Source organism: Streptomyces sp. NPDC039430, from assembly GCF_055639435.1.
Window position 1 is genome coordinate 576910 of sequence record NZ_JBVKAK010000002.1, and the last position, 25298, is coordinate 602207.

General features: G+C 71.8%; 24 protein-coding genes. 15 read left to right on the forward strand and 9 right to left on the reverse strand.

Translation table 11 applies throughout. The features are described 5' to 3' along the window. Positions 1-73: 73 nt before the first annotated feature. Positions 74-1198, reverse strand: a complete 1125-nt coding sequence (locus ACZ7LS_RS07650) for a magnesium and cobalt transport protein CorA (RefSeq protein ID WP_382525066.1) — start codon at positions 1196-1198, stop codon at positions 74-76. A gap of 442 nt (positions 1199-1640) precedes the next feature. Here ACZ7LS_RS07650 and ACZ7LS_RS07655 point away from each other — a divergent pair, with 442 nt between their 5' ends. Further along, positions 1641-2237: a suppressor of fused domain protein gene (locus ACZ7LS_RS07655; protein WP_382525064.1), complete on the forward strand. Its 597-nt coding sequence runs from the start codon at positions 1641-1643 to the stop codon at positions 2235-2237. A gap of 145 nt (positions 2238-2382) precedes the next feature. Here the strand turns inward: ACZ7LS_RS07655 and ACZ7LS_RS07660 are convergent, their stop codons facing one another. After that, positions 2383-3624, reverse strand: a complete 1242-nt coding sequence (locus ACZ7LS_RS07660) for an MFS transporter (protein WP_382525062.1) — start codon at positions 3622-3624, stop codon at positions 2383-2385. Between the two features lie 161 nt (positions 3625-3785). On the opposite strand from ACZ7LS_RS07660, the gene ACZ7LS_RS07665 reads away from it, so the two are divergent. The 3 genes from ACZ7LS_RS07665 (at position 3786) to ACZ7LS_RS07675 (ending at position 6201) form a co-directional block, all read left to right on the forward strand. Further along, positions 3786-4424: a DUF6758 family protein gene (locus ACZ7LS_RS07665; protein WP_385135525.1), complete on the forward strand. Its 639-nt coding sequence runs from the start codon at positions 3786-3788 to the stop codon at positions 4422-4424. A 116-nt stretch (positions 4425-4540) separates the two neighbouring features. Then, positions 4541-5410, forward strand: a complete 870-nt coding sequence (locus tag ACZ7LS_RS07670) for a PHP domain-containing protein (protein WP_385135528.1) — start codon at positions 4541-4543, stop codon at positions 5408-5410. A gap of 185 nt (positions 5411-5595) precedes the next feature. Then, positions 5596-6201: a MarC family protein gene (locus tag ACZ7LS_RS07675; protein ID WP_382525057.1), complete on the forward strand. Its 606-nt coding sequence runs from the start codon at positions 5596-5598 to the stop codon at positions 6199-6201. Positions 6202-6294: 93 nt separating this feature from the next. On the opposite strand, the gene ACZ7LS_RS07680 is transcribed toward ACZ7LS_RS07675, so the two are convergent. Beyond that, a complete protein-coding gene (locus ACZ7LS_RS07680; RefSeq protein WP_129770476.1) occupies positions 6295-6540 on the reverse strand; it encodes a hypothetical protein in 246 nt (81 codons plus the stop codon). A gap of 84 nt (positions 6541-6624) precedes the next feature. Between ACZ7LS_RS07680 and ACZ7LS_RS07685 the strand changes: the two genes are divergently transcribed. Continuing rightward, positions 6625-7536: an NYN domain-containing protein gene (locus ACZ7LS_RS07685; RefSeq protein ID WP_129770475.1), complete on the forward strand. Its 912-nt coding sequence runs from the start codon at positions 6625-6627 to the stop codon at positions 7534-7536. 111 nt (positions 7537-7647) lie between these two features. Here ACZ7LS_RS07685 and ACZ7LS_RS07690 read toward each other — a convergent pair whose 3' ends face one another. Continuing rightward, positions 7648-8490, reverse strand: a complete 843-nt coding sequence (locus tag ACZ7LS_RS07690; protein WP_382525055.1) for an alpha/beta fold hydrolase — start codon at positions 8488-8490, stop codon at positions 7648-7650. Between the two features lie 89 nt (positions 8491-8579). Next, a complete protein-coding gene (locus ACZ7LS_RS07695) occupies positions 8580-10568 on the reverse strand; it encodes a DEAD/DEAH box helicase (RefSeq protein WP_385135533.1) in 1989 nt (662 codons plus the stop codon). Between the two features lie 516 nt (positions 10569-11084). On the opposite strand from ACZ7LS_RS07695, the gene ACZ7LS_RS07700 reads away from it, so the two are divergent. Continuing rightward, positions 11085-11831, forward strand: coding sequence for a ferritin-like fold-containing protein (locus ACZ7LS_RS07700; protein ID WP_030352889.1), 747 nt, complete (start codon positions 11085-11087; stop codon positions 11829-11831). A gap of 88 nt (positions 11832-11919) precedes the next feature. On the opposite strand, the gene ACZ7LS_RS07705 is transcribed toward ACZ7LS_RS07700, so the two are convergent. The 4 genes from ACZ7LS_RS07705 to ACZ7LS_RS07720 form a co-directional block, all read right to left on the reverse strand. Next, positions 11920-12195, reverse strand: coding sequence for a hypothetical protein (locus ACZ7LS_RS07705; RefSeq protein ID WP_382525051.1), 276 nt, complete (start codon positions 12193-12195; stop codon positions 11920-11922). A 293-nt stretch (positions 12196-12488) separates the two neighbouring features. Further along, entirely contained in the window at positions 12489-12716 is a 228-nt protein-coding gene (locus ACZ7LS_RS07710; RefSeq protein ID WP_030352887.1) for a DUF3107 domain-containing protein, read from the reverse strand. A gap of 120 nt (positions 12717-12836) precedes the next feature. Then, complete coding sequence (locus ACZ7LS_RS07715) at positions 12837-13478, reverse strand: TetR/AcrR family transcriptional regulator (RefSeq protein ID WP_129770471.1); 642 nt, start codon at positions 13476-13478, stop codon at positions 12837-12839. Positions 13479-13635: 157 nt separating this feature from the next. After that, positions 13636-13866 carry a hypothetical protein gene (locus tag ACZ7LS_RS07720; protein ID WP_382525049.1) on the reverse strand — a complete coding sequence of 77 codons (231 nt, stop codon included), beginning with the start codon at positions 13864-13866 and terminating at the stop codon, positions 13636-13638. Positions 13867-13987: 121 nt separating this feature from the next. On the opposite strand from ACZ7LS_RS07720, the gene ACZ7LS_RS07725 reads away from it, so the two are divergent. The 9 genes from ACZ7LS_RS07725 to ACZ7LS_RS07765 all read left to right on the forward strand — a co-directional run bounded on the left by ACZ7LS_RS07725 (position 13988) and on the right by ACZ7LS_RS07765 (position 25259). After that, the gene (locus ACZ7LS_RS07725) at positions 13988-14947 is read left to right on the forward strand and encodes an alpha/beta fold hydrolase (RefSeq protein ID WP_382674499.1); all 960 of its coding nucleotides are present in this window, start codon (positions 13988-13990) and stop codon (positions 14945-14947) included. 8 nt (positions 14948-14955) lie between these two features. After that, on the forward strand, positions 14956-16368 hold the full coding sequence (locus ACZ7LS_RS07730; protein ID WP_385135537.1) for a DUF3152 domain-containing protein: 1413 nt from the start codon (positions 14956-14958) through the stop codon (positions 16366-16368). A gap of 67 nt (positions 16369-16435) precedes the next feature. Next, positions 16436-16534, forward strand: a complete 99-nt coding sequence (locus ACZ7LS_RS07735; protein WP_382525043.1) for an Ms4533A family Cys-rich leader peptide — start codon at positions 16436-16438, stop codon at positions 16532-16534. A gap of 211 nt (positions 16535-16745) precedes the next feature. Beyond that, on the forward strand, positions 16746-18470 hold the full coding sequence (locus ACZ7LS_RS07740; RefSeq protein WP_385135540.1) for an ABC transporter substrate-binding protein: 1725 nt from the start codon (positions 16746-16748) through the stop codon (positions 18468-18470). A gap of 44 nt (positions 18471-18514) precedes the next feature. Then, positions 18515-19510 carry an ABC transporter permease gene (locus tag ACZ7LS_RS07745; RefSeq protein WP_382674533.1) on the forward strand — a complete coding sequence of 332 codons (996 nt, stop codon included), beginning with the start codon at positions 18515-18517 and terminating at the stop codon, positions 19508-19510. Continuing rightward, entirely contained in the window at positions 19507-20496 is a 990-nt protein-coding gene (locus tag ACZ7LS_RS07750; protein ID WP_382674492.1) for an ABC transporter permease, read from the forward strand. Before ACZ7LS_RS07745 ends, ACZ7LS_RS07750 begins: the two co-directional genes overlap by 4 nt. Continuing rightward, entirely contained in the window at positions 20493-22247 is a 1755-nt protein-coding gene (locus ACZ7LS_RS07755; protein WP_385135543.1) for a dipeptide ABC transporter ATP-binding protein, read from the forward strand. The genes ACZ7LS_RS07750 and ACZ7LS_RS07755 overlap by 4 nt, the downstream gene beginning before the upstream one ends. Positions 22248-23430: 1183 nt before the next feature. Continuing rightward, the gene (locus tag ACZ7LS_RS07760; protein ID WP_382525036.1) at positions 23431-24405 is read left to right on the forward strand and encodes an NAD-dependent epimerase/dehydratase family protein; all 975 of its coding nucleotides are present in this window, start codon (positions 23431-23433) and stop codon (positions 24403-24405) included. Then, positions 24393-25259, forward strand: a complete 867-nt coding sequence (locus ACZ7LS_RS07765; RefSeq protein WP_385135546.1) for a spherulation-specific family 4 protein — start codon at positions 24393-24395, stop codon at positions 25257-25259. Before ACZ7LS_RS07760 ends, ACZ7LS_RS07765 begins: the two co-directional genes overlap by 13 nt. The last annotated feature ends 39 nt before the right edge of the window (positions 25260-25298 follow it).

The following is a 25298-nucleotide window of genomic DNA, read 5'->3' on the forward strand; positions in this document are numbered from 1 at the left end:
CCAGCCGCCGGGACGAGGGCCGGGCAGGACGTATCCGACGGCCGGACGGCGCCCTACGCCCAGCTGCCCAGCTCTAGAGCCAGCCGTTCCGCTTGAGGGTGCGGTGGATCGTCAGACAGATGGTGGCGATCGCTCCGAGCACCATGGGATAGCCGTACTTCCACCCCAGCTCCGGCATGTGCTCGAAGTTCATGCCGTAGATCCCGCACACGGCCGTCGGTACGGCGATGATCGCCGCCCAGGACGTGATCTTGCGCATGTCCTCGTTCTGCGCGACCGTCGCCTGCGCGAGATTCGCCTGGAGGATCGAGTTCAGCAGCTCGTCGAAGCCGATGACCTGCTCGTGCACCCGGGCCAGATGGTCGGCGACATCGCGGAAGTACTTCTGGATGTCCGGGTCGACCAGCCGCATCGGCCGCTCGCTCAGCAGCTGCATCGGCCGCAGCAGCGGGGAGACGGCCCGCTTGAACTCCAGCACCTCGCGCTTGAGCTGGTAGATCCGCCCGGCGTCAGCGCCGCGCGAGCTGCCTTTCTCCGGGGCCGAGAACACATCGATCTCGACCTCGTCGATGTCGTCCTGCACGGCCGCCGCCACCGCGACGTATCCGTCGACGACATGGTCCGCGATGGAGTGCAGTACGGCGGAGGGCCCTTTGGTGAGCAGCTCGGCGTCGCTCTCAAGACGGTGGCGCAGCGCGCGCAGCGAGCCCTTGCCGCCGTGCCGGACGGTGATCACGAAGTCCCGGCCGGTGAAGCACATGACCTCGCCGGTGTCGACCACCTCGCTGGTCGCGGTCAGCTGGGTGTGCTCCACGTAGTGGATGGTCTTGAAGACGGTGAACAGGGTGTCGTCGTACCGCTCCAGCTTGGGCCGCTGGTGCGCGTGCACGGCGTCCTCCACCGCCAGCGGGTGCAGCCCGAACTCGGCGGCGATACCGGCGAATTCCTCCTCCGTCGGCTCGTGCAGGCCGATCCAGGCGAAGCCGCCGCCCTCGCGCACCCGCAGCATCGCCTCGTGCGGGGTGACACAGGGGTTCTCGGTGACCCGCCGGCCGTCGCGGTAGACCGCGCAGTCGACGACCGCGCTCGACGCGGAGGGGTCGCGGGTGGCGTCGTACGTGTCGTACTTGCCGTACACGGGCTTGGTCTTGCGCAGGGACGGACGGACCGCTGCGCGCAGGTCACGGATCATCGACATGGCGGGCTCCTCACGGAGAGGCCGTCGGCGAGGCGTGGCACAGCCCGGAATGGGGACGTGATGCGTACGTCCGCAAAGCGGGCGGCACCGAAGGGTCGCGGTGACGGCGTTCGCTACAGACAGGCAGAGAGTCAGATACCGCTCAGGCACTGCTCAGATACTGAGAGACGTGCTCTTCCGTCGTGCGATATGCCGTGGGCCCGGGGAAAGGGGCGTCAGATCACCGGACACGGGGTCCGTACGGAAGAGCGGTTGGTACTGGCCGGGTGACTTCGATCCACCGCAGCCCCACCTCCTCCGGCCGGTCCCCCGTAGGGGATGACGTCGTCGGGACAAGAGAGCAACGCTTCTGCGTGCTGTCCCTACCAGCGGCCAAGACTATCAGCACACCGAGGGCCAACTCCGACCCCTGCCCAATCCTTACGGGATCTATGCTCGCCGGATGGGAGAAATTCTTGATCTGGTCGAGGCCCGGCTCCGTACGGCGCTGGGCGAACCGGACGCGCGCGCCGCGGTGACGTTTCTCGGGACGGACCGCTTCGAGGTGCTGCGCTTCGTGGACTCCCAGGGCGGCTCCGGTGTGGTGCGCTACGCCACGCTCGGGATGTCGGCGCAGCCGATGGCGGACCCGTCGGCGCTGCTCGCCGATCCCGTGAAGGGGCCGCGTGCCGAGCTGGTCCTGTCGGTGCGCGCCGGGCTCGCCGCTACCGATCAGGTCCTCCGCCCGCTGGCCGTGCTGGCCGCGTCTCCGCAGGTCGAGGGCGTGGTCGTGGCCCCGGGCAGCTCGCTCGACCTCGGCGAGCCGCTGTGGCCGGGGGCGCCCTTCAGCTCCGTACTGGTCGGCGAGCCGGGCGGGCTGGTGGCGGATCTGGAGCTGGACGCGCCGCTGGAGCCGGTGCGGTTTCTGCCGCTGCTGCCGATGACGCCCAATGAGGCGGCGTGGAAGCGGGTCAGGGGCGCGCGGGAGCTTGAGGAGCGCTGGCTCGCGCGGGGCACGGATCTGCGCGACCCGCTGCGCGCTTCCGTGCCCCTGGACTGAGGACGCACTCGGCGTTCCCCGGCTCCCCGGTCGCGCCGGCCTGTCGGCCTGTTGGTCTGTCAGCCCGGTGGCCCGTCAGTCCGTCGGCCCGTCTGTCTGTTGGCCTGTCAGCCCGGCGGCCAGCCCGGCGGCCAGCCCGGCGGATTCAGTCGGCGAAGACCGCGACGCCGTCCTCCGTGGCGTGCGCGGGCCGCGACTGCTCGGCCTCCTGGCTCAGCGCACCGCGCCGTACGCCCACGATGACCGCTCCCACGACGGCCGCGAGCGCGGCGATCACGAACGGGATGTGGACGTTGCTCCACTCCTCGATCTTCGGCGCGAGGAAGGGCGCCGCCGCCGCGGCGAACCAGCGGACGAAGTTGTAGCCCGCGCTCGCCACCGGCCGGGGCGCGTCGGAGACCCCCAGCGCCAGTTCCGTGAAGACGGTGTTGTTCAGGCCGATGAAGGCGCCGGAGACGATCGTGCCGACGACGGCCGCGGTGTGGTTCCCGTATCCGAGCACCAGCAGGTCGACGGCGAGCAGTACGAGTGAGCCGCCCAGGACCCGGAGCGAGCCGAAGCGCCGCTGGAGCCGGGGCGCCACGAGCACCGAGAAGACCGCGAGCAGCAGCCCCCAGGCGAAGAAGACGGCCCCCGACGCGTACGGGGTCATGTCGAGTACGAACGGCGTGAAGGCCAGGACCGTGAAGAAGGCGTAGTTGTAGAAGAACGCCGAGGCCGCCGCGGACGCGAGCCCGCCGTGCCCCAGGGCCCTGACCGGATCGAGCGGCGACGTCCTGCGCGCGGGCCTCGGCTGCTCCTTGAGGAACGCCGTGATGCAGACGAAGCCGATGGCCATCAGGGCCGCGGTGCCGAAGAACGGATAGCGCCAGCTGGCGTCGCCGAGCAGCGCGCCGAGCAGTGGTCCGCAGGCCATGCCGAGACCGAGCGCCGACTCGTACAGCAGGATCGCCGCCGAGCTGCCCCCGGCCGCCGCGCCGACGATCACGGCGAGCGCGGTCGAGACGAAGAGCGCGTTGCCGAGCCCCCAGCCGGCCCGGAAGCCGACCAGCTCGGTCACCGACGACGACGTACCCGACAGGGCCGCGAAGACCACGACGAGCGCCAGCCCCGCGAGCAGGGTCTTCCGGCCGCCTATCCGGCTGGAGACCCACCCCGTGAGGAGCATGGCGACGGCGGTGATCAGGAAGTACGAGGTGAAGAGCAGTGAGACCTGGCTCGGGGTCGCCTCCAGGCCCTTGGCGATGGACGGCAGGATCGGGTCCACCAGACCGATCCCCATGAAGGCCACGACGGACGCGCCCGCCGTGGCCCAGACGGCCTTCGGCTGACGCGGCAGACCGCCCGTTCCCCCGTCTTTCTCGTCGAACGGATCCTCTCCGCGCATAGGGCGTGCCCTCCACTCTCCCGCTGGATCGATGCAATATGCACACAATAAGTTAGGCACACTAATAAGTGCAAGTTACATCTATATCGCGGCGTCCGGACTCTGACCGGACGGGTGATCGTCCTTGACGCGGCGTCGGCCGGGGAGGACCGTGGGGCGCTATGAGGGGCGAACCCAGTTGCCCGAAGTGCGGTGGCCGAGTCAGGGCGCCCGGTCTCTTCGCCGACTCCTGGCAGTGCGATGTACATGGCACCGTGCATCCGCTGCAGCCCGTGATACCGCCCAGCGTCGAGGCCCTCGGTGTCGTGGTGCACCGCGCGCGGGTGCCGGTGTGGATGCCCTGGCCGCTGCCCGTCGGCTGGCTCTTCACGGGCGTGGCGTACGCGGGCGACGACCGCAGCGGGGGACGTGCCACCGCCGTCGCCTGCTCGGGACCGGGGTCGCTCGGCGGCATGGGGGAGCTGCTGCTCGTCGCCGAGGAGCTGGGCGTCGGGCTCGGCGCGCGCTACGCGGGGATCGAGGGCCCGGACCCGGGACCCGCCATATGCGTCGACAAGCCACCGCAGACCAAGGTGCTCGCGGCCGGCCGGCCCACCCCGCTCTGGCATGTCGCGGACGCCCCGGAGGACCGCGCGGTCTTCGCGGGCGAGGCGCTCGGGCTGTGGCTGTGGGCGATCGTCTGGCCCGAACGGTCGGGACTGCTGCTCTACGACGAGGTGGTGCTCACCGATCTGCGGGACGTGGGCGCGGAGATGGAACTGCTGCCCTGCGGAGCCCTGTCGCCCCGGCTGCTGTCCTGAGAGTGCCGTCCGCGTGTGCCGGTTCGCGTACGTGCCCGGCGCGTCCTGGGCCGTCCGCGCGTGCCGTTATCCTTGACCGTCCCCCTGTCCGCCCCGAACCTCCGGAGTGACGCGTCGTGCGCATCGACCTGCACACCCACTCCACGGCCTCGGACGGTACGGACACCCCCGCCGAGCTGGTGCGCAACGCCGCCGCCGCCGGGCTCGACGTCGTCGCGCTGACCGACCACGACACCACCCGCGGCCACGCCGAGGCGATCGCCGCGCTCCCCGCCGTCGACCGGGACCTCACCCTCGTCACCGGCGCGGAACTCTCCTGCCGGCTCGACGGCATCAGCCTGCACATGCTGGCGTATCTCTTCGACCCGGACGCGCCGGAGCTGCTGGCCGAGCGGGAGCTGGTACGGGACGACCGCGTCCCGCGCGCGCGGACGATGGTCCGCAAGCTCCAGGAGCTGGGCGTCCCGATCACCTGGGAGCAGGTGGCGCGCGTCGCGGGCGACGCCTCGCTCGGCCGTCCGCACATCGCCACCGCCCTCGTCGAACTCGGCGTCGTCGAGACCGTCTCCGACGCCTTCACCCGGGAGTGGCTCGCGGACGGCGGACGCGCGTACGCCGAGAAGCACGAACTCGACCCCTTCGAGGCGATCCGCATGGTCAAGGCAGCCGGCGGGGTCACCGTGTTCGCGCATCCGCTGGCCGCCAAGCGCGGCCGCGTCGTGCCCGAGTCCGCCATCGTCCGCTTCGCCGAGGCCGGTCTCGACGGCATCGAGGTCGATCACATGGACCACGACGAACCGACCCGGGCCCGGCTGCGCGGACTGGCCGCCGAACTCGGCCTGCTGCCCACCGGATCCAGCGACTACCACGGCAGCCGCAAGTCCGTGGAACTCGGCGGCTGTACCACCGACCCGGAGATCTACGGCGAGATCACCCGGCGGGCCTCCGGTGCCTTCCCGGTGCCCGGTGCGGGCGGACGCGCGTAACTCCCGCCGTACCGCGCCGTATCCGTACCGCTTCCCCTTTCCTTTCCGTACCGCGTCCACACCCCGCGTCTTCGTGCCGCTCCCTCGTGGCGCGGTCGTGCCCTCGTCTTGCCGCGCCTCCGCGCGCGTCCGTTCCCGCGTCCGTTCCCGAGTCTCCCGTCTCTACGTCCCGCAAGGCCCTCACTGTGTTCGACTTCGCTGTCTTCGGCTCTCTCTTCCTCACGCTCTTCGTGATCATGGACCCTCCCGGGATCACCCCGATCTTCCTCGCCCTCACCTCAGGCAGGCCCGCCAAGGTCCAGCGCGCCATGGCCTGGCAGGCGGTGGCCGTCGCCTTCGGAGTGATCACCGTCTTCGGTCTGCTCGGCCAGCAGATCCTGGACTATCTGCATGTCTCCGTACCGGCGCTGATGATCGCCGGCGGGCTGCTCCTGCTGCTCATCGCGCTGGATCTGCTGACCGGGAAGACCGATGAGCCCCAGCAGACGAAGGACGTCAATGTCGCGCTCGTACCGCTGGGGATGCCGCTGCTCGCCGGACCCGGCGCGATCGTGTCCGTCATCCTCGCCGTGCAGCACGCCGACGGCGCCTCGGCGCGGATCTCGGTCTGGGCGGCGATCGTCGCGATGCATGTCGTGCTCTGGCTGACGATGCGCTACTCGCTGCTGATCATCCGGCTGATCAAGGACGGGGGAGTGGTGCTGGTGACCCGGCTGGCCGGGATGATGCTTTCGGCCATCGCCGTTCAGCAGATCATCAACGGCGTCACCCAGGTGATCCAGAGCGCCTGACAGGGGCAGCGCCCCCGTACGAGTGATCCGTACAGGGGCGCTTCATCGGTTCGCGGCCGGCCGCTGTCGTGCGCGGCGCGAAGGGATACGGGGTTACGAGGCCGAGGTTTCGGCCGGGCGGATATAGATGCGCTGGCCCATCGCGGCGGCCTGCTGCACGATCCGGTTGACGGAGGCGGCGTCCACAACGGTGCTGTCGACAGCGGAGCCGTCAACATCGTCGAGTCGCATGATTTCGAAGCGCAAGGCTTCTCCCTTCGTCTGATCCTCCTGCTGGAGAACTATGGGGTGACGGACTGAGCCGTCGGCAGTTACATCCAGATGCAACGGCTTGCCCACTGCAAACATTCCCTACGCTAAGGAAAATTTTCGGATGACTAACTTCTGGCGGGTACAGTCGCGTCCGCAGAGAATGAACGGTGTATGAGCGAGGCAGAGATCAACCCGGAGATCGCCGACATCGGCGCCCGTCTGGAGCGCACCAACGAGCTGCTCCAGCGCATGCTCGCCGAAGTCGCCAAGACCCCGTCCACACATGCCATCTTCGTCGACGCCGGTTACGTCTATGCTGCGGCCGGATTGCTGGTGGCGGGCACCGAGGACCGGCGCGCCTTCGATCTGGACGCCGAGGGGCTCATCGAGGCCTTCATCGACAAGGCCCGGATCATCTTCGCGGACAGCCGGCTGCTGCGCGTGTACTGGTACGACGGCGCCAGACGCCGGATCCACACCTCGGAGCAGCAGTCCATCGCCGAACTGCCCGACGTCAAGGTCAGACTCGGCAACCTGAACGCCAACAACCAGCAGAAGGGCGTCGACTCCCTGATCCGCACCGATCTCGAATCGCTCGCCCGGCACCGCGCCATCAGTGACGCGGCGCTGGTCGGCGGCGACGAGGACCTGGTGTCGGCCGTCGAGGCGGCCCAGGGGTACGGCGCGCGCGTGCACCTCTGGGGCATCGAGGCGGGCGAGGGCCGCAATCAGGCCGAGCCGCTGCTGTGGGAGGTCGACAGCCAGCGCACCTTCGACCTGGACTTCTGCAAGCCGTATGTCACCCGCCGGCCGGTCACCACCTACGAGCACGAGGGCGAGCCGCCGCCCTCCCGCGACCAGGTGCGGTTCATCGGCGCGCAGATCGCCGCGACCTGGCTGGCGGAGCGCGGCCGGGAAGCCATGGCCGAGCTGCTGCCGGGCCATCCGTATCTGCCGGGCCCGGTGGACCAGGATCTGCTGATCGAGGCGGAGAAGCTGCTCCAGCGGTCGCTACGGGGCCACGCGATACTGCGGCGGTCGCTGCGGGACGGGTTCTGGCACCACTTGCAGTCGCAGTACTGACGACTGGCGGCTGACGACTGACGGCCCGGTCCGGCCTCGAAGCGCCTCGAAGCCCTCTGGCGGCCGGCCGTGGGTGTCGCGGTGAGCGGTGCCAGGCCGTGTCCTGCCATGTCAGCCGTGGGCGTCCCAGAAGTCCTTGAGCGCGGCGGCGGTCTCCGGCGGCCGGTCGGTGTTGGGCGAGTGCTGGGCGCCCGCGATGACCGTACGGCGGGCACCGAGGCGCACGGCCATCTCGTCCAGCAGCGGCACCGGCCAGGTGTCGTCCCGTTCGCCGGACATCACATGCTTGGGGAGCGGCTGTACGGCGGCCAGCTCGTCCACCCGGTCCGGCTCCACGCTCAGCTGCCGGCCGGTGGCGATCAGCTGGGCCGGCTGGGTGAGAAGCCAGCGCCTGCGCAGATCCTCCCCGTCGACGGCGGTCTCCTCGGGGGGATCCATCGAGCGCATGATCTCCCACACCTGCCCCATGGTCATGGCCCTGAGCGCCCCGCTGAGCAGCTCGGCCCGCTCCCGCTGGACCGGGGTGACCCGCGCGGGTCCGGAGGACAGCAGCGTCAGCGTGACGAACGGGCCGGGGTCGAGCAGCACGGCGGCACGGGCGATCAGACCACCGAGTGAGTGCCCGACCAGATGTACGGGGGAGCCGAGCGCCTCCGTCTGCGCCAGTACGTCGGCGGCCAGCTCGCTCTGCGCGTAGCCGTCCTCGGTCTCCGGGCCCGCGGTCTCGTACTGGCCGCGGCCGTCCACGCAGACGACCCGGTAGCCGGCCTCCGTGAGGGGCTCCAGCAGCGCGATGAAGTCCTCCTTGCTGCCGGTGAACCCCGGGAGCATCAGCGCGGTGCCGCGCGGCTCCCGGGCCGGCCGCGCGTCGAGCGTGGCGAAGGACCCGCGGCGGGTCGCGAGCGTACGGGCGCGGGCACAGGAGGGCGGGACGAACGTGGGCGGCCGACTCATGCGAAGAGGCTAGCGGCGCCCGGGAAAGCCGATGGCCCGGCACCCCACTCTGGGGGCGTCGGGCCATCCGGCTCTCGTGCGCGCGTGCGTCAGCTCTCGGTCTTCGCCGCTGTCGTGCGCGTACGGCGGCGGCGCGGCTTGGGCAGTGCTTCCGCCTCCGCTTCGGGCGCGTCCGTGGTCGCGGCGGCCTCGACGGCCTCGGCGGCCGGCTTGGCGACGCGGGTACGGCGACGGGGCTTGGTCTCCGCGACGGGGGCCTCGGCCGTGCCGTCCGCCGGCTCCACCGCCACCGGCTCCGCGGCCTCGGCCACGGGCTTGGCGACGCGCGTACGACGGCGCGGCTTGGTCTCGGCGACCGGCGCCTCGGGGGCGTCGACCGGCTCCGTCACCGCGGCGGCCCCGACCGTCGCGGCCGCGTCGGCCGCGGGCTTCGCGGCCCGGGTACGGCGGCGGCGCGGCTTGGCCACGGGCTCCGCCTCCGGCTCCGGAAGGACGGTTTCCGCGGCGACGGTCTCCGGAACGACCGGCTCGGCGACGACCGGCTCCGGAACGACCGGCTCCGTCGTGGTCTCCACGGCCGGTGTCCCGGACACGGCCCCGGACCCGGCTCCGGTGCGGGTACGGCGGCGACGGCGCGGGGTACGCGGCTCGGCGGGCCGCTCCACGCTCGCGGGCACGTCCATCGGCACGGCGGTCTGGAACTGCGGCTCCGCCGTCTGGAACTGCGGCTCGGCGCTCGGTGACTGCGGCGCCGCCACCGTGGCGCCGGCCTCCAGCGGGGTCCCGCCGCGCGTACGGCGGCGCTGGCGCGGCGTGCGCGTGCGGGCCGGGCGCTCTTCCCGTACCGCCGCCGCCGCGGGGGCGGCGGACTTACGGCCGCGGCCGCCCGTCTCGCCGAGGTCCTCGACCTGCTCGGCCGAAAGACCGGCGCGCGTACGCTCCGCGCGCGGCAGGACGCCCTTGGTCCCGGCGGGGATGTTCAGCTCCTCGAACAGGTGCGGGGACGTGGAGTACGTCTCCGGCGGGTCCGGGAAGCCGAGGTCGAGCGCCTTGTTGATCAGCTGCCAGCGCGGGATGTCGTCCCAGTCGACGAGCGTGACGGCGGTACCGGACGCGCCCGCCCGGCCCGTGCGGCCGATGCGGTGGAGGTAGGTCTTCTCCTCCTCGGGCGACTGGTAGTTGATGACGTGCGTCACGCCCTCGACGTCGATACCGCGCGCGGCGACATCGGTGCAGACGAGGACGTCGACCTTGCCGTTGCGGAACGCGCGCAGCGCCTGTTCGCGGGCGCCCTGGCCCAGGTCGCCGTGGACCGCGCCGGAGGCGAAGCCGCGCTGGGCGAGCTGGTCCGCGATGTCGGCGGCCGTGCGCTTCGTACGGCAGAAGATCATCGCCAGTCCGCGGCCCTCGGACTGGAGGATGCGGGCGACCATCTCCGGCTTGTCCATGGAGTGGGCACGGTAGACGCGCTGCGTCGTGTTGGCGACGGTCGCGCCCGCGTCGTCCGGGGAGGTCGCGCTGATGTGCGTGGGCTGCGACATGTAACGGCGGGCGAGGCCGATGACCGCGCCCGGCATCGTCGCGGAGAACAGCATCGTCTGCCGCTTGGGCGGCAGCAGCTGGATGATCTTCTCGACGTCGGGCAGGAAGCCCAGGTCGAGCATCTCGTCGGCCTCGTCCAGCACGAGCGCGCGCACATGGGAGAGATCGAGCTTCTTCTGGCCCGCCAGGTCGAGCAGCCGGCCCGGGGTGCCGACAATCACATCGACGCCCTTCTTGAGGGCCTCGACCTGCGGCTCGTAGGCCCGGCCGCCGTAGATCGCCAGGACCCGGACGTTACGCACCTTGCCGGCCGTCAGCAGGTCGTTGGTGACCTGCGTGCACAGCTCGCGGGTGGGGACGACGACGAGCGCCTGCGGGGCGTTGGTGAGCTTCTCGGGCACGGCCCGGCCGGACTCGACGTCCGCGGGGACCGTGACGCGCTCCAGGAGCGGCAGCCCGAAGCCGAGCGTCTTGCCCGTGCCGGTCTTGGCCTGTCCGATGACGTCCTTGCCGGAAAGCGCGACGGGGAGCGTCATCTCTTGGATGGGGAACGGAGACAGGATGCCGACGGCTTCTAGCGCTTCGGCTGTCTCGGGGAGGATTCCGAGGTCTCGGAAAGTCGTAGTCAGGGTGCTGCCTCTTCTGTGAGACGCGGCACGAGGCGAACGCTGGGGGTCGTACCGCACCTGGGTACTCGGCCGGCCGTGGATTGGCCGGATGGCGCGGGACCACTGCCGTCGCTCGAGCGCTCGAACCGCTGAGGGGGCCCCTCATCTGCGGCCGTACGCTGCTGTGCGTACGATCCGCGCGGAGGGCGGTCGGGGTCGGAGCCGATCGGGCCACCGACCGGGCATCCTCATGGGGCCTGCACGAGGGACTACCCTCGTTCAAACACTGTCTAACACTGCGATCGCCCGCCGAATATTCGGCAGGCGCATTACCACTGTACCCCGGAATCGCGCATGTGTGTTGGGCGAATTCGTCGGAACGGTGTGACCACAGTGTCTGACCAGGCCCTTACGCGGCGCGAAGAGCGGGCTATTGTGCGGTCCATGGAGACGCCCGACAACGCCACCACGCCCGCATCCGCAGCCGAGGAACCCACCGGGATCGCCGCCCAGGACTGGGACACGGCCTCCGCCGAGCCGCAGTACCGCGCAGCGGTCGTGGATCTGCTGGGAGCGCTCGCCTACGGGGAGCTGGCGGCCTTCGAGCGGCTCGCCGAGGACGCCAAGCTCGCGCCGACCCTCGCCGACAAGGCGGCCCTGGCGAAGATGGCCGCCGCGGAATTCCACCACTTCGAGCGGTTGAACGACCGGCTGCGGGCGATCGACGCGGAGCCGACCGGTGCGATGGAGCCGTTCGCGAAGGCGCTCGACGACTTCCACCGTCTGACCGCGCCGTCGGACTGGCTGGAAGGTCTCGTCAAGGCGTACGTGGGCGACTCGATCGCCAGCGACTTCTACCGCGAGGTGGCCGCGCGGCTGGACACCGACACCCGCGCGCTGGTGCTCGCCGTACTGGACGACACGGGACACGGCAACTTCGCCGTGGAGAAGGTCCGCGCCGCGATCGAGGCGGAGCCCCGGGTCGGCGGGCGGCTGGCGCTCTGGGCGCGACGGCTGATGGGCGAGGCGCTCTCGCAGGCACAGCGGGTCGTGGCCGAGCGCGACGCGCTCTCCACGATGCTCGTGGGCGGGGTGGCGGACGGGTTCGATCTCGCGGAGGTCGGCCGGATGTTCTCCCGGATCACCGAGGCGCACACCAAGCGGATGGCCGCCCTCGGGCTGGCCGCCTGATCCCCTGATCCCGACCCCTGATCCCGACCCCTGACCCCCGACCCCTGATCCTGATCCCCGACCGGCGGGCAGCCCCTCGGGGATCGGCTCAGGAGGTGGAGGTCTGCGGCCGGCGCAGTCCGCGGCGAGTGGGGCGGAGCAGCAGCGACAGCAGCACCGCTCCCACCAGCAGGGCACCGACGAGCGTCGCGAGAACATGGCCGGAGCCCAGCGCCATATGCGTCACATAGGCGCCGACGAGCGCGCCGACCGGGCCGGCCGTGAACACCGTCCGGTGAGCCGGGAGCCGGTGGGAGAGCCGGCTGGCGGCCGCCCACGAAAGACCGAGTCCGAGCAGGACCGATCCGAGAACTTCCCAGATCACTGCTGATCACCTCACGACGCCGGGAGTGACATGTGGTCAGGGCCTTGGGCCCAGCACGTCACTACCCGGAGTGCACGGAACGCAACCCTCGACAGACCCCCGGGAGAGGCGGCTACGCGCATAGCGGAACTCACGGGTAACAGACCGCGGAACGGGCAGGGCGACGGACCGCGCGGGGGACCGGGGAACGGACGGCGGACGGACAGCGGAATGGCCCGGCGGGGGTGTCCCGCCGGGCCATTCCCGGATGTCAGTGACGACGGCGAAGCGACGACAGTGACGCGTGCGCGTGACTACAGAGCGCCGAATCCGACGCGTCGTGTGGCCGGCTCACCGATCTCCACGTACGCGATCCGCTCGGCCGGTACGAGCACCTTGCGGCCCTTGTCGTCCGTGAGGCTGAGCAGCTGCGCCTTGCCCGCCAGCGCGTCGGCGACGGCGCGCTCGACCTCCTGGGCGGTCTGCCCGCTCTCCAGAACGATCTCGCGGGGCGTGTGCTGCACGCCGATCTTGACCTCCACGGCTATGTCCCTCCGAACGGTCTGCGTTGCGCGGCCAGCCGCGCGGTACGCAGCACACATTAGCCCGGAGCGACCACCCGGAAGACGCCGCGGGGAACGCCCGCAGCGAACACCCGCCGTTCAGTGCTGCTCGCTGCCGTGCAGCGGGAAGCCGGCGATCCCGCGCCAGGCCAGCGAGGTGAGGAGCTGGACCGCCTGATCGCGGGGGATCGCGGACTCGCTGGAGAGCCAGTAGCGCGCCACCACCTGCGAGACGCCGCCGAGCCCCACGGCCAGCAGCATGGACTCGTCCTTGGAGAGCCCGGTGTCCTCGGCGATCACGTCGGAGATGGCCTCCGCGCACTGGAGCGCGACCCGGTCGACGCGCTCGCGCACCGCGGGCTCGTTCGTCAGATCCGACTCGAAGACCAGGCGGAACGCGCCGCCCTCGTCCTCGACATAGGCGAAGTACGCGTCCATCGTGGCCTCGACGCGCAGCTTGTTGTCCGTCGTGGACGCGAGCGCGGTACGGACCGCCTGGAGCAGGCTCTCGCAGTGCTGGTCGAGCAGGGCGAGATAGAGCTCCAGCTTTCCGGGGAAGTGCTGGTAGAGGACGGGCTTGCTGACGCCGGCCCGCTCGGCGATGTCGTCCATCGCGGCCGCGTGATAGCCCTGTGCGACGAACACTTCCTGAGCCGCGCCCAGCAGCTGATTGCGTCGGGCGCGACGCGGCAGGCGCGTGCCTCGCGGGCGCGCCGCCTCTGTCTGCTCTATGGCTGTCACGCCGCCTCCCAAAAATTCGTTCCGTGCGCGCTGTGCGCCGCCTGGCCATCGTACTTTTGGGTAACCCGGCTGTGCGTGGTGAGGACCTGTTTTTTTGGCGTCCGGTCACCTCCGGCGCGCGTACCAGGCCCTTCGCGCCACAAGCCCGGCCGGCCGGTCACGGACGGTAGTCGTCGTCCTCGTCGGTCCCGACCGCCCGCGCCTGATCGGCCGCGTCCGCTTCGTCCGCCCTGTCCGGGTCGATGCGCGTCAGGGGTTCGTCGCCCCCGGGCCGTACGTCCGTGTGCTGTTCCGCGGCGTCGGCCTCGGGGACCTCCTCGTCCCGCTCGGCCGTCTCTTCCTCGCCGTCCGTCTCGAAGGTTTCGGGATCCGTGGGGTCAACCGCCATGGCGTGCCCTCTCTCTCCCAGAGCTCTCCCTAAGAGCCTAGGAGCAGGGGATGCGCGGCGCCATGCGGCTTGTGACGGCGGACACACGGACCGGGGCGTGATCGTCTCGTAACATTGCGGCATGTCGTCGACCGAGCTGCCGGAAACCATCGCCGCCGCCGTGGCGCCGAAGGTCAGTCCCGTACGGGTCGCGGACGGGGAGCGGCTCCGTTCCGTCGCGCTGCCGGGGCTGACGCTGTGTGTACGGGCGCGTCCCGCGTCCCGGGCCGGCGCGCCGCCCGCGCTGTATGTGCACGGGCTCGGCGGCTCCTCGCAGAACTGGTCGGCGCTGATGCCGTTCCTGGAGGACATCGTCGACGGCGAGGCCGTCGATCTGCCCGGGTTCGGGGACTCGCCGCCGCCGGACGACGGCAATTACTCCATCACCGGCCATGCCCGCGCGGTGATCCGGCTGCTGGACGCGGAGAAGCGCGGTCCCGTGCATCTCCTCGGCAACTCCCTCGGCGGCGCCGTCGTCACGCGCGTCGCCGCGGCCCGGCCCGATCTGGTGCGGACCCTGACGCTGATCTCGCCCGCGCTGCCGGAGATCCGGGTGCAGCGCACCGCGTTGCCGACCGCGCTCCTCGCGCTGCCCGGTGTCGCCTCGCTGTTCGGCCGGCTCACCCGGGACTGGACGCCGGAGCAGCGCACGCGCGGCGCGATGGGGCTGACCTACGGCGACCCCTCGTCAGTTCGGGAGGAGGATCTGCGTCACGCCGTGCGGGAGATGGAGCGCCGGCTGCAACTGCCGTATTTCTGGGACGCGATGGCCAACTCGGCGCGCGGTATCGTCAACGCGTACACCTTGGGTGGTCAACACGGGTTGTGGCGGCAGGCCGAACGGGTGCTGGCACCGACGCTGCTCGTCTACGGTGGGCGGGATCTGCTCGTTTCGTACCGTATGGCCCGCAGGGCGTCGGCCGCTTTCCGCGGTTCCCGGCTGCTTACCCTCCCCGAGGCCGGACATGTTGCCATGATGGAGTACCCCAGGCAGGTCGCGCAGGCGTGCCGGGAACTCATCGATGACTACGACAGGAGCTGATCCGGGGCGTGGGACGACACAGCCGCAAGGGCCCTGTACCCCAGGGCGCGCGGTCCACGGCCGCGGTCGCGGCGGAGGAACCCGACCCGGCACGGGCCGGCGGATCCGGCAGAGGGTGGCGCAGACGCGCCGCGGACGGCCGCGACGCGGACCCGGAGCAACCGCACGCCACCCCCGCGCACGCCACCCCCGCGCACGGCGTGCCTCAGGTGCGCGGCGGTCACCCCGAGCAGCGTGAGGCAGGCGGCGGCTGGGGCGGTGAGCGGCGCCGCGGCGATACGCGTCGCCCCGCCGAGTCCGCCGACACCGCGCCGCGCGCCGCGGCCCCGCCCAAGAAGTCGCGTACGCCCGGGACTTCGGCGCCCACGCCTTCGGTACCCCCCACCGCTCCGGACACCGCTCCGGCGCCCGCGCGTATTCCGGGACCGCGACGCGAGTTCATCGAGGCGTTCGACGACGACGCGTTCGACGCCTTCCGTGCCCCGTCCTCCCGCACCGCCGTCTCGGAGGACGGCGCGCCCGGCCCGCACCCCGCCGGTGACCGGGACGGCGGCGCCGACGGCCCCGGCGCCGGGGACACCGAGCAGGATCCGGCGGAGCCCGCCAGAGGCGGCAAAGGGCGGGCGCTCACCGGCATCGCCGCCGCGGCGGTGACCACCGTCCTCGCGGTCGTCGTGGCCGGGCAGGTCACCGAGGGCGGGACGAAAACGGTCGGCGCGCGGTCAGCCGACGGCGCCGACCGTGCCGACAATGAGGACACCTCGCGCTACAAGGGCCGGCCCACCCCGACGCGGTCCTCCGCGGCGGCGACCCCGGCGCCCACCTACGCGCAGCTGATGACCCGCCAGTTCCCGCTCGATCCGGAACTGACGGCCTCGGGCGACTTCACCGCCGTACCCGGTCTCGCCAAGGCGCCCGGCAAAGGGCAGAAGTTCCGCTACCGCGTGGACATCGAGAAGGGGCTCGGGCTGGACGGCGGGGTCTTCGCCGAAGCCGTCCAGAAGACCCTGAACGACGACCGGAGCTGGGCCCACAACGGCGCCATGACCTTCGAACGCGTCTCCAGCGGCGAGGCCGACTTCGTGATCACGCTCGCGAGCCCCGGGACCACCGGCGTCTGGTGCGCCAAGTCCGGTCTGGACACGACCATCGACAATGTGTCCTGCGACTCGGCCTCGACCGACCGCGTCATGATCAACGCCTTCCGCTGGGCGCAGGGCGCGAAGACCTTCGGCGACAAGGCGATGTTCAGCTACCGGCAGATGCTGATCAACCACGAGGTGGGACACCGGCTCGGACACAACCATGTGAGCTGCCGCACGCCCGGGGCGCTCGCCCCGGTGATGCAGCAGCAGACGAAGTCGCTGGACATCGAGGGGATCAAGTGCAAGCCGAATGCCTGGGTCTTTCCCAGTAATTGAGATGCCCGTCTCATGACCGCCCCGCACCGCGTTGACATCGCACGCGGGGTCGTTCATATTTCTCGGCATGTCGCCCCGCCGCGCCGCCGTCTCCGGTCGTACCGCCATTGAGCTGACGCTCATCGGCGTGACCGCGCTGTGCGTGGCCGACATTCACTGTCGCTGACGCCTGCCCGAACGCGCGCCGGCCCTTTCTCCCCGCCGAGCATCTCCGCGTCCGGGCGTATGTGTTCCGTACGCAGGCGTGCCGTGCCGGTCTCCCGTCCTCCACCGCTCCACTCGGTCGCTCTCGCCTGCGCGGACTCCTGGGCTCTCAGCGCCCTTTGTCCTGTTCTGTCTGCGCCCTGCCCGCGCAGCTCACCGAGAGGCACCCTCCGATGCGTCAACCGTCCGTCATATCCCGCCGCGTGGCCGCGGCAGCCGTCAGCCTGGTCGTGGCAGCGGGCGCCGCCGCCTGCGCGGGTCCTCAGGACAACGATGCCAAGCCCGACGGCGCGGGCGAGGGCAAGCCCCGGAAGGGCGGCGCGCTCTCGGTGCTCAACACCGAGCCGCAGAGCGACTTCGACCCGGCCAGGCTCTACACCTCCGGCGGCGGCAACGTCCCCTCGCTGGTCTTCCGCACGCTCACCACCCGCGACCGTGAGAACGGCGCGGCCGGCACCAAGGTCGTCCCCGACCTCGCCACCGACACCGGGCGCCCGAACGCGGACGCCACCGAGTGGACGTACACCCTCAAGGAAGGGCTGAAGTTCGAGGACGGCACCCCCATCACCACCGCCGACGTCAAGTACGGCATCGAGCGCTCCTTCGCGGCGGAACTCTCCGGCGGCGCCCCCTATCTGCGCGACTGGCTGATCGGCGGCGCCGACTACGAGGGGCCGTACAAGGACAAGAAGGGCCTCGCCTCGATCGAGACGCCCGACGCGAGGACCATCGTCTTCAAGCTCGACAAGCCCGAGGGCGACTTCCCGTTCGTCGCCACCCAGACCCAGTTCGCACCCGTGCCGAAGGCGAAGGACACCGGGGCCCGGTACGAGGAGCACCCCGTCTCCTCGGGTCCGTACAAGGTCGTCAAGAACGAGGGCGACGGCCAGCACCTGGTCCTGGAGCGCAACCCGCACTGGTCGGAGAAGACCGACGAGGAGCGCCACGCCTACCCCGACACCATCGACGTGAGGGCCGGGCTCGACTCCGCCGTCATCAACCAGCGGCTCTCCACCAGCTCCGGCGCGGACGCCGCCGCCGTCACCACCGACACCAACCTCGGGCCCGCCGAGCTGGCGCAGATCGGCAGCGACAAGGAGCTCGCCGCGCGCGTCGGAACCGGACACTTCGGCTACACCAACTACCTCGCCTTCAACCCGAAGGTGAAGCCGTTCGACAACGTCAAGGTGCGCCAGGCGATCTCGTACGCCATCAACCGCACCAGCGTCATCAACGCGGCCGGCGGCTCCGCGCTCGCCGAGCCCGCGACCACCTTCCTCCCCGACCAGCCCGCCTTCGGCTACACGCCCTACGACCACTTCCCCGCCGGGAAGACCGGCGACCCCGCCAAGGCCAGGGAACTGCTGAAGGAGGCCGGGTACGCGGACGGTCTGACCATCTCGCTCACCCACTCCACCGCGCAGAACAGGGAGACCAGCCCCGAGGTCGCGACCGCCGTCCAGGAGTCGCTGAAGCAGGCCGGGATCACCGTCAAGCTCCAGGGCCTCGAACCCAACGCGTTCAACGAGGCGCGCTGGAGCGTCAAGGACTCGCCCGGCTTCTTCCTCTCCCGCTGGGGCGCGGACTGGCCGTCGGGCGGCCCGTTCCTGGCGCCGATCTTCGACGGCCGCCAGATCGTCAAGGACGGCTCCAACTTCAACCACGCGCAGCTCGACGACCCGTCGGTCAACAAGGAGATCGACGAGATCAACAAGCTGACCGATCTGAGCGCGGCGGCCAAGCGCTGGGGCGCCCTCGACAAGAAGATCGGTGAGCAGGCGCTCGACGTCCCGCTCTTCCACCCGGTCTACAAGCGGCTGTACGGCAAGGACGTCAAGAACATCGTGATCAGCGACTGGACCGGCGTTCTCGACATCTCGCAGGTCGCGGTCAAGTGAGCACCGCCCCTGATCTGCCGCCCGCGCCGCCGTCGTCCGGGGCGGTGGCGGCGACGCCGCCGCCCGTCTCGGGCGCCCGGCAGGTGTGGCGGCGGCTGCGTGGACGCCCCTCGGCCGTGGTGGCCGGGGGCGTCCTCGTCCTGCTCGTGGCGCTGGCGCTCGCCGCGCCCCTCCTCGCCGCGATCGAGGGACAGGACGCGAACACGTACCACGACGCGCTGGTGGACTCGGCGCGCGGCGGTGTGCCGACCGGCTCCTTCGGCGGGGTCAGCGGGGACCACTGGCTCGGCGTGGAACCCGGCACCGGACGGGACCTGTTCGTACGGCTGCTGTACGGGGCCCAGGTCTCGCTGCTGGTCGCCGTCGGCGCCACGGCCGTCCAGGTACTGATCGGGGTCGCCATCGGCCTCGCCGCCGGACTCGGCAACCGGCTGCTCGACACCCTCCTCAGCCGGCTCACGGACGTGATGGTCGCGCTGCCGATGCTGGTGCTCGCCATCGCCCTGACGGCCGTCGTACCGGCGGACTTCCCGCGCCCCCTGCTGCTGATCATGGTCATCGGGCTGCTCAACTGGGCCGGTACGGCCCGGATCGTACGGGCGCAGACGCTGACCCTGAAACAGCTCGACTTCGTGGCCGCCGCCCGGCTCGGCGGCTCCGGGCGGGTGCGGGTGGCGCGGCGCGAACTGCTGCCCTCGCTCGCCGCGCCCGTCATCACCTACGGGGCGATCCTGCTGCCCTCGAACATCGTGATCGAGGCGTCGCTGTCGTTCCTCGGGGTCGGCGTCAAACCGCCGACCCCGTCCTGGGGACAGATGCTGTCGACCGCGCAGACCTGGTTCCGCGCGGACCCGATGTACGTACTGCTCCCCGCCGGACTGCTGTTTGTGACGGTGCTCGCCTTCACCGTGCTGGGGGACGCGGTGCGCACGGCGCTCGATCCGCGCGAGGCCGGCCGGCTGCGCGTCGGGACGCGCGCGGGGCGCCGCGCCCGCACGGACGGCACCGCCGCCACCCCGCTCAAGGAAACGGCCTCATGACGCGCTATCTGCTCAAACGGCTCGGAGGCGCGCTTCTCGTCCTGCTCGTGCTGTCCGTCGCCGTCTACGCGCTCTTCTATCTCGTGCCGGGCGACCCCGCCCGGCTCGCCTGCGGTGACCGGTGCTCCACCCAGCAGGTCACGCAGGTACGGGAGCGGCTCGGCCTGGACGCCTCGGTGTTCACGCAGTACGGGCACTTCCTCCAGGGAATCGTCGCCGGGCGGGACTACTCGACCGGTACGGCCGTGCTGCACTGCGACGCGCCCTGCCTCGGCTTCTCGTACAAGACCGACCAGCAGGTCACCCAGCTGGTCCTGGAGCGGGCACCCGCGACCCTCTCCCTCGCGCTCGGCGCGATGGTGATCTGGCTGGTCATCGGGGTGGGCACCGGCCTGCTCTCCGCGCTGCGGCGCGGCGGTGTCACCGAGCGCGCGCTGACCGTGCTCACCCTCGCCGGAACCGGCATGCCCGTCTTCATCCTGGGGCTGCTGCTTCTGATGGCGGTCTGCGCGTATCTGCGGTGGCTGCCGTTCCCCTCGTACGTACCGTTCACGGACGACCCCGAGCAGTGGGCGTGGAACCTGCTGCTGCCCTGGCTCACCCTCGGCCTCTTCGAAAGCGCCAAATACGCGCGGCTGACGCGGAGCTCGACGCTGGAGACGCTGGCGGAGGACCATATCCGTACGTTTCGCGCGTACGGCGTGGGGGAGCGGGCGGTCGTCGGGCGGCACGCGCTGCGCGGCGCCGTACCGCCCGTCATCGCGCTCAACGCGAACGACCTCGGCTCGGTCGTGGGCGGCGCCGTACTCACCGAGACCCTCTTCGGTATCCCCGGCATCGGCAAGACGCTGGTCGACGCGGTACGGGTGGTCGATGTGCCCGTGGTGGTGGGGGTGGTGCTGGTGACCGGGACCGCCGTCGTCCTGGCGAATGTCATGGCCGATCTGCTCTACGCCGCGGCCGACCGAAGGGTGGTTCTCCTGTGACGGAGCGACTGGTCCTCGTGGAGGACCTCACCGTCGACTTCCCGGCCGGGGAGCCGGGCGCGGCCGGGAACGTACGGGCCGTGGACGGGCTCTCGTTCGAGCTCTCCGCCGGGCGGGCGATCGGCCTGGTCGGCGAGTCGGGCAGCGGCAAGAGCACCGTCGCGGGCGCGCTGCTCGGTCTGCACCGGGGGACCGGCGCGCGCGTCGGCGGAACGGTACGGGTCGGCGGTACGGACGTGGCAGCCGCCTCCGACCGTGAACTGCGCGCGCTGCGCGGCGCGGTGGCCGCGATGGTCTTCCAGGATCCGCTGTCGTCCCTGGACCCGTACTACGCGGTCGGCGACCAGATCGCCGAGGTCTACCGGGTCCACTCGGACGCCACACGGCGGGCCGCCCGCGCGCGGGCCGTCGAGGTCCTCGACCGGGTGGGCATCCCGGACGCGGCGCGCCGGGCCGGGGCCAGGCCGCACGAGTTCAGCGGCGGCATGCGCCAGCGCGCGCTGATCGCGATGGCGCTGGCCTGCGAGCCGCGGCTGCTGATCGCCGACGAGCCGACCACCGCCCTCGATGTCACCGTCCAGGCCCAGATCCTCGATCTCCTCCATGACCTGCGCCGCGAGACGGGCATGGGGCTGCTCCTGGTCACCCATGACGTGGGGGTGGCGGCGGAGAGCGTGGACGAGGTGCTGGTCATGCGGCACGGCAGGGAGGTGGAGCGCGGGCCGGTGGCCGACGTGCTGGGAGCGCCCGGGGACACCTACACGCGCACGCTGCTGGCGGCGGTGCCACGCGTGGACGCACCGCTCGGCGCGCCGTTCGGTGCGTCGTTCGGGGCGCCGCTCGGTGTGTCCACGGCCGCCGCTTCGCCGTCGAAGTCCGCGTCCACGGCCGCTTCGCCGTCGAAGCCCGCGGGCGAGGCGCTGCTCGAAGCCGTCGGCCTGCGACGGGAGTTCCGGCGCGGGCGGCGGACCGTCACCGCCGTGGACGGGGTCTCGCTCACCGTCCACCCCGGCGAGACCCTCGGCATCGTGGGGGAGAGCGGCAGTGGCAAGACCACCCTGGGACGGATGCTGGTGCGGCTCCTCGACCCCTCGCAAGGGGAGCTGCGCTACCGGGGTACGGAGATCGCGACGGCGTCCGAGAAGGAACTGCGCCCCTTCCGGCGCGAGTTGCAGATGATCTTCCAGGATCCGGTCTCCTCGCTCAATCCGCGCCGTTCGGTCGGTGAGACCGTCGCCGATCCGCTGCGGGCCGCGGGAGTGCTCGACGAGGGCCGGATCGTCGCGCGCGTGCGGGAACTGCTCGACCGGGTCGGGCTCGATCCCGGCCGGTACGACCGGTATCCGCACGAGTTCAGCGGCGGACAGCGCCAGCGGGTCGGTATCGCGCGGGCGCTCGCCGCCGAGCCGCGGCTCATCGTCTGCGACGAGCCCGTCTCCGCGCTGGACGTGACCACCCAGGCGCAGGTCACCGCGTTGCTGGCGGAACTCCAGCGCGAGCTGGGCCTGGCGCTGGTCTTCATCGCCCACGACCTCGCCGTCGTCCGGCAGGTCAGCGACCGGGTCGCCGTGATGCGCGACGGCAGGATCGTGGAACAGGGCACGGTCGACGAGGTGTACGGGACGCCCTCGGAGGCGTACACCGAACAGCTGCTGGCCGCCGTTCCCGCGCTCGATCCGGGGCTCGCCGCGGCTCGCCGCTCGGCCCGCCGGGCCCTCCCCGCACCCGCCGAGGGTGTGGCCGTGGCCTGACCCCGGGTAGCCGGTCCGTTCCGTAGCGCGACAGAACGCTACCGGTACGGGAAAGTTACGTGCATTCACCCCTTCCGGTGGTGGGGGGGGGAAACACCCCCCCCCCCCCCCCCCCCCCCCCCCCCCCCCCCTCCCCCTCCCCCCCCCCCCCCCCCCCACCCCACCACCGGCTTATCCGCTTACGGTCGTCCCGCTGCGAGTCGCCGGATCAACGGCGGCCGCCCACAGGGGAGATCGGGGGTGTGCTCGTGCGGATCGGACCGCTTGCGTACGGTGTTTACGCGTATGCGATGAGTGAGTCGGGGCGTAGGTCCGACCGGCGCCGGTCCACGGCGCGCCGCACTGAGCCGACCGCTGCGGGCAGCCGGCTCTCCCGCACCCGTGAGCCGCTTGCCGTACCCCCGGCGCACGCCGGAGTGTGCGCACCGGGGCCGTGCCCGCTTCCCGCTGTGCCGCGCCCGGCGGCCCGGCCGCGCCGCGCAAGCTGTTGGCCAAACGCTTCTTCGGCGTATCGCCGCTGGTCACGACGTACGGCGCACGGCAGTGCGCGCCCTGCCACGGGGCCGTCGGCGCGCCGCGGGTGTACGGACCGGGGGGCGCGGGCGATGCGCCGGTGCGCGCCCTGCCCAGTGCCTTCCGGCGGTGGTCGGGGGCCCGGTACTTCCCGGACGGCTCGGCCGACGCGTACGCCCTCGGCGGCCACCCCGTCCCCTTGGGGGCGTACGCCGGAGCGGGGGAGCGCGGCGTCCGGGCGAGGCGCCCCACGGCGGATAGGCCTGGCCGGGGCCCCCGCACTCGCCGGAGCACTCGCCGGCGCATTCGTCGGCGCGTTCTCCGCGTGTCCGCGCCGGGGACCGCTGCGCGCGCCGCTCGCCGTACCGGTCGTCGCTGTGTTTCCCGCTCGGTGCGCGCACCTCTTCCCCGTACAACAGGCCCGGCGCGCACTCCCCGACTTCCCCGCCGTCGCGCGCGCCCTGCCGCTCACGGCCCACGGTTTCCCCGGAGCCGCCGCCGCGTCCGGACTTCTCGCCCATGCCGCCGGCGCCCCCTCGCGGGCGTCGGCGCACCCCTTGAGCCCTCAGCACTACTTCGTGAAGGAGAAGCCAGAGATGATTCCGCAATCCGCACCACGGGCCGCAGCGGCGGCCCCCGCACCGGCCCGCCGGCACAGAGGAGCCGCGCGATGAGGGTCCTGCTGCTCGGTGCCAACGGTTTTCTCGGCCGCTTCGTGGCCGACCGGCTGCTCGCCGACCCCGCCGTCCACCTCACCGCGCTCGGCCGGGGTGACGACGCCGACGTACGGTTCGATCTCGCGGGCGGCAGCCCGGGAGCGCTCACCCGCTTCCTGGACGCCGTCCATCCCGGGGTCATCATCAACTGCGCCGGAGCCACCCGGGGCGGCGCGCGCGAGCTGACCCGGCACAACACGGTCGCCGTCGCCACGGTCTGCGAGGCCCTGCGCCGCAGCCGCTGCGGCGCCCGGCTCGTCCAGCTGGGCTGCGCCTCCGAGTACGGCCCGTCCCAGCACGGCTCGTCCACCGCCGAGGACGCCGTACCGCGCCCAGGCGGCCCGTACGGCGTGAGCAAGCTCGCCGCGTCCGAGCTGGTGCTGGGGTCCGGGCTCGACGCGATCGTGCTCCGGGTGTTCTCGCCCGTGGGCCCCGGCACCCCCGCGGGCTCCCCGCTCGGCCGGCTCGCCGAGGCGATGCGCCGCGCCATGCAGTCGGGCGACGGTGAGCTGAAGCTCGGCGGCCTGGGGGTGCAGCGCGACTTCGTCGACGTACGCGACGTGGCGCGCGCCGTGCACGCCGCCTCGCTCTCCGCCGCCCAGGGCGTCGTCAACATCGGCACCGGACGCGCGGTCAGGCTGCGGGACGCCGCCGCCGTACTGGCGAGGGTCGCGGGGTACGCGGGCGCCCTGCACGAACTGGACCTGCCCCCCGGGCCGATGCGGGCCGGCCACGCCACCGTCGGAGCCCCCCGGGGCGAGACCGCGCCGGAACACCTGGGCGCGGGCCCGTTCCCGTACCCCGACGGCTGCGGCAGCTGGCAGCAGGCCGACGTACGGACCGCACGTGACCGGCTCGGCTGGCGCCCCCGGATCAATCTGGAGGAGTCACTCGCCGATATCTGGATGGAGGCGGCGTGCCGTATCTGACCAGACCCGGCGCCCGGCTCTCCGCCACCGAGGAGGGCCGGCTCGGCATCGGCGTTCCCGGATACGCGCACCCGCTGCTCGCGCCGGTCGAGTGGGCCGAACTGACCCGCCCGGGAACCCCGCTGCACTGGGCCGTCCTCAATGTCGCGGACGGCCCCGGCGACCGGCCCGACCCGCACTGTCTGGCGGCGGCGGGCCGGCTCACCAACGCGGGGTCCAGGGTGCTCGGCCATCTCGACCTGGCCCACGGCACCCGCCCCGCCGCGGAACTGGTCTCCGATGCCCGGCGCTTCCTCGACTGGTACCGCGTCGACGGCTTCTTCCTCGACCGGTGCCCGGCGGGCCGCGCCGACCTGCCGGCGATCCGCCGGACGACGGCGGACCTCCGGGCGGTGCTCGACGGCGGGTTCGTCGTCCTGGGCCAGGGGGTCCATCCGTACCCCGGATACGCGGAGATCGCCGACCAGTTGGTGACCTTCCGCGGCCGCTGGGCGGATTACCGCTGGTCGCAGGCGGCGGCGTGGACGGCAGACCACCCGCCGGAGCGCTTCGCCCATCTCGTCCACGGGGTGCCGCGCGGTCATCTGGAGGAGGCGATGCGGATCGCGCGCTGGCAGGGCGCCGGCACGATCTTCTTCACCGACCGGACGGACCGGGCGGACGGCACCGACCGCACAGACGCCACCGGCAGCACGGGCGGCACGGGCGGCACCGGTCGCGTGGACACGGGTGACGGCGTCGCCCCGAGCAGCCGCGGCGGGTCACTCAGCCGATCACGTAACGGGTCATTCGAGGCACTGCCCGGCTTCTGGGACGAAATCGTCTCGCGAGTCGGACCAGGTGTCTCGGAATGAGAAGGGCCGTGGCAGTGTTACAGGCAGAACAACCGTACT

Excerpts from the sequence above, each read along its gene's own strand:
- ACZ7LS_RS07735 (WP_382525043.1), top strand. The coding sequence starts at position 16,436 with ATGTCGCCCCGCCGCGCCGCCGTCTCCGGTCGTACCGCCATTGAGCTG.
- ACZ7LS_RS07740 (WP_385135540.1), top strand. The coding sequence starts at position 16,746 with ATGCGTCAACCGTCCGTCATATCCCGCCGCGTGGCCGCGGCAGCCGTC.
- ACZ7LS_RS07690 (WP_382525055.1), bottom strand. The coding sequence starts at position 8,490 with ATGAGTCGGCCGCCCACGTTCGTCCCGCCCTCCTGTGCCCGCGCCCGT.
- ACZ7LS_RS07750 (WP_382674492.1), top strand. The coding sequence starts at position 19,507 with ATGACGCGCTATCTGCTCAAACGGCTCGGAGGCGCGCTTCTCGTCCTG.
- ACZ7LS_RS07650 (WP_382525066.1), bottom strand. The coding sequence starts at position 1,198 with ATGTCGATGATCCGTGACCTGCGCGCAGCGGTCCGTCCGTCCCTGCGC.
- ACZ7LS_RS07725 (WP_382674499.1), top strand. The coding sequence starts at position 13,988 with ATGTCGTCGACCGAGCTGCCGGAAACCATCGCCGCCGCCGTGGCGCCG.
- ACZ7LS_RS07665 (WP_385135525.1), top strand. The coding sequence starts at position 3,786 with ATGAGGGGCGAACCCAGTTGCCCGAAGTGCGGTGGCCGAGTCAGGGCG.
- ACZ7LS_RS07655 (WP_382525064.1), top strand. The coding sequence starts at position 1,641 with ATGGGAGAAATTCTTGATCTGGTCGAGGCCCGGCTCCGTACGGCGCTG.
- ACZ7LS_RS07760 (WP_382525036.1), top strand. The coding sequence starts at position 23,431 with ATGAGGGTCCTGCTGCTCGGTGCCAACGGTTTTCTCGGCCGCTTCGTG.
- ACZ7LS_RS07720 (WP_382525049.1), bottom strand. The coding sequence starts at position 13,866 with ATGGCGGTTGACCCCACGGATCCCGAAACCTTCGAGACGGACGGCGAG.
- ACZ7LS_RS07695 (WP_385135533.1), bottom strand. The coding sequence starts at position 10,568 with ATGACGCTCCCCGTCGCGCTTTCCGGCAAGGACGTCATCGGACAGGCC.
- ACZ7LS_RS07685 (WP_129770475.1), top strand. The coding sequence starts at position 6,625 with ATGAGCGAGGCAGAGATCAACCCGGAGATCGCCGACATCGGCGCCCGT.
- ACZ7LS_RS07700 (WP_030352889.1), top strand. The coding sequence starts at position 11,085 with ATGGAGACGCCCGACAACGCCACCACGCCCGCATCCGCAGCCGAGGAA.
- ACZ7LS_RS07660 (WP_382525062.1), bottom strand. The coding sequence starts at position 3,624 with ATGCGCGGAGAGGATCCGTTCGACGAGAAAGACGGGGGAACGGGCGGT.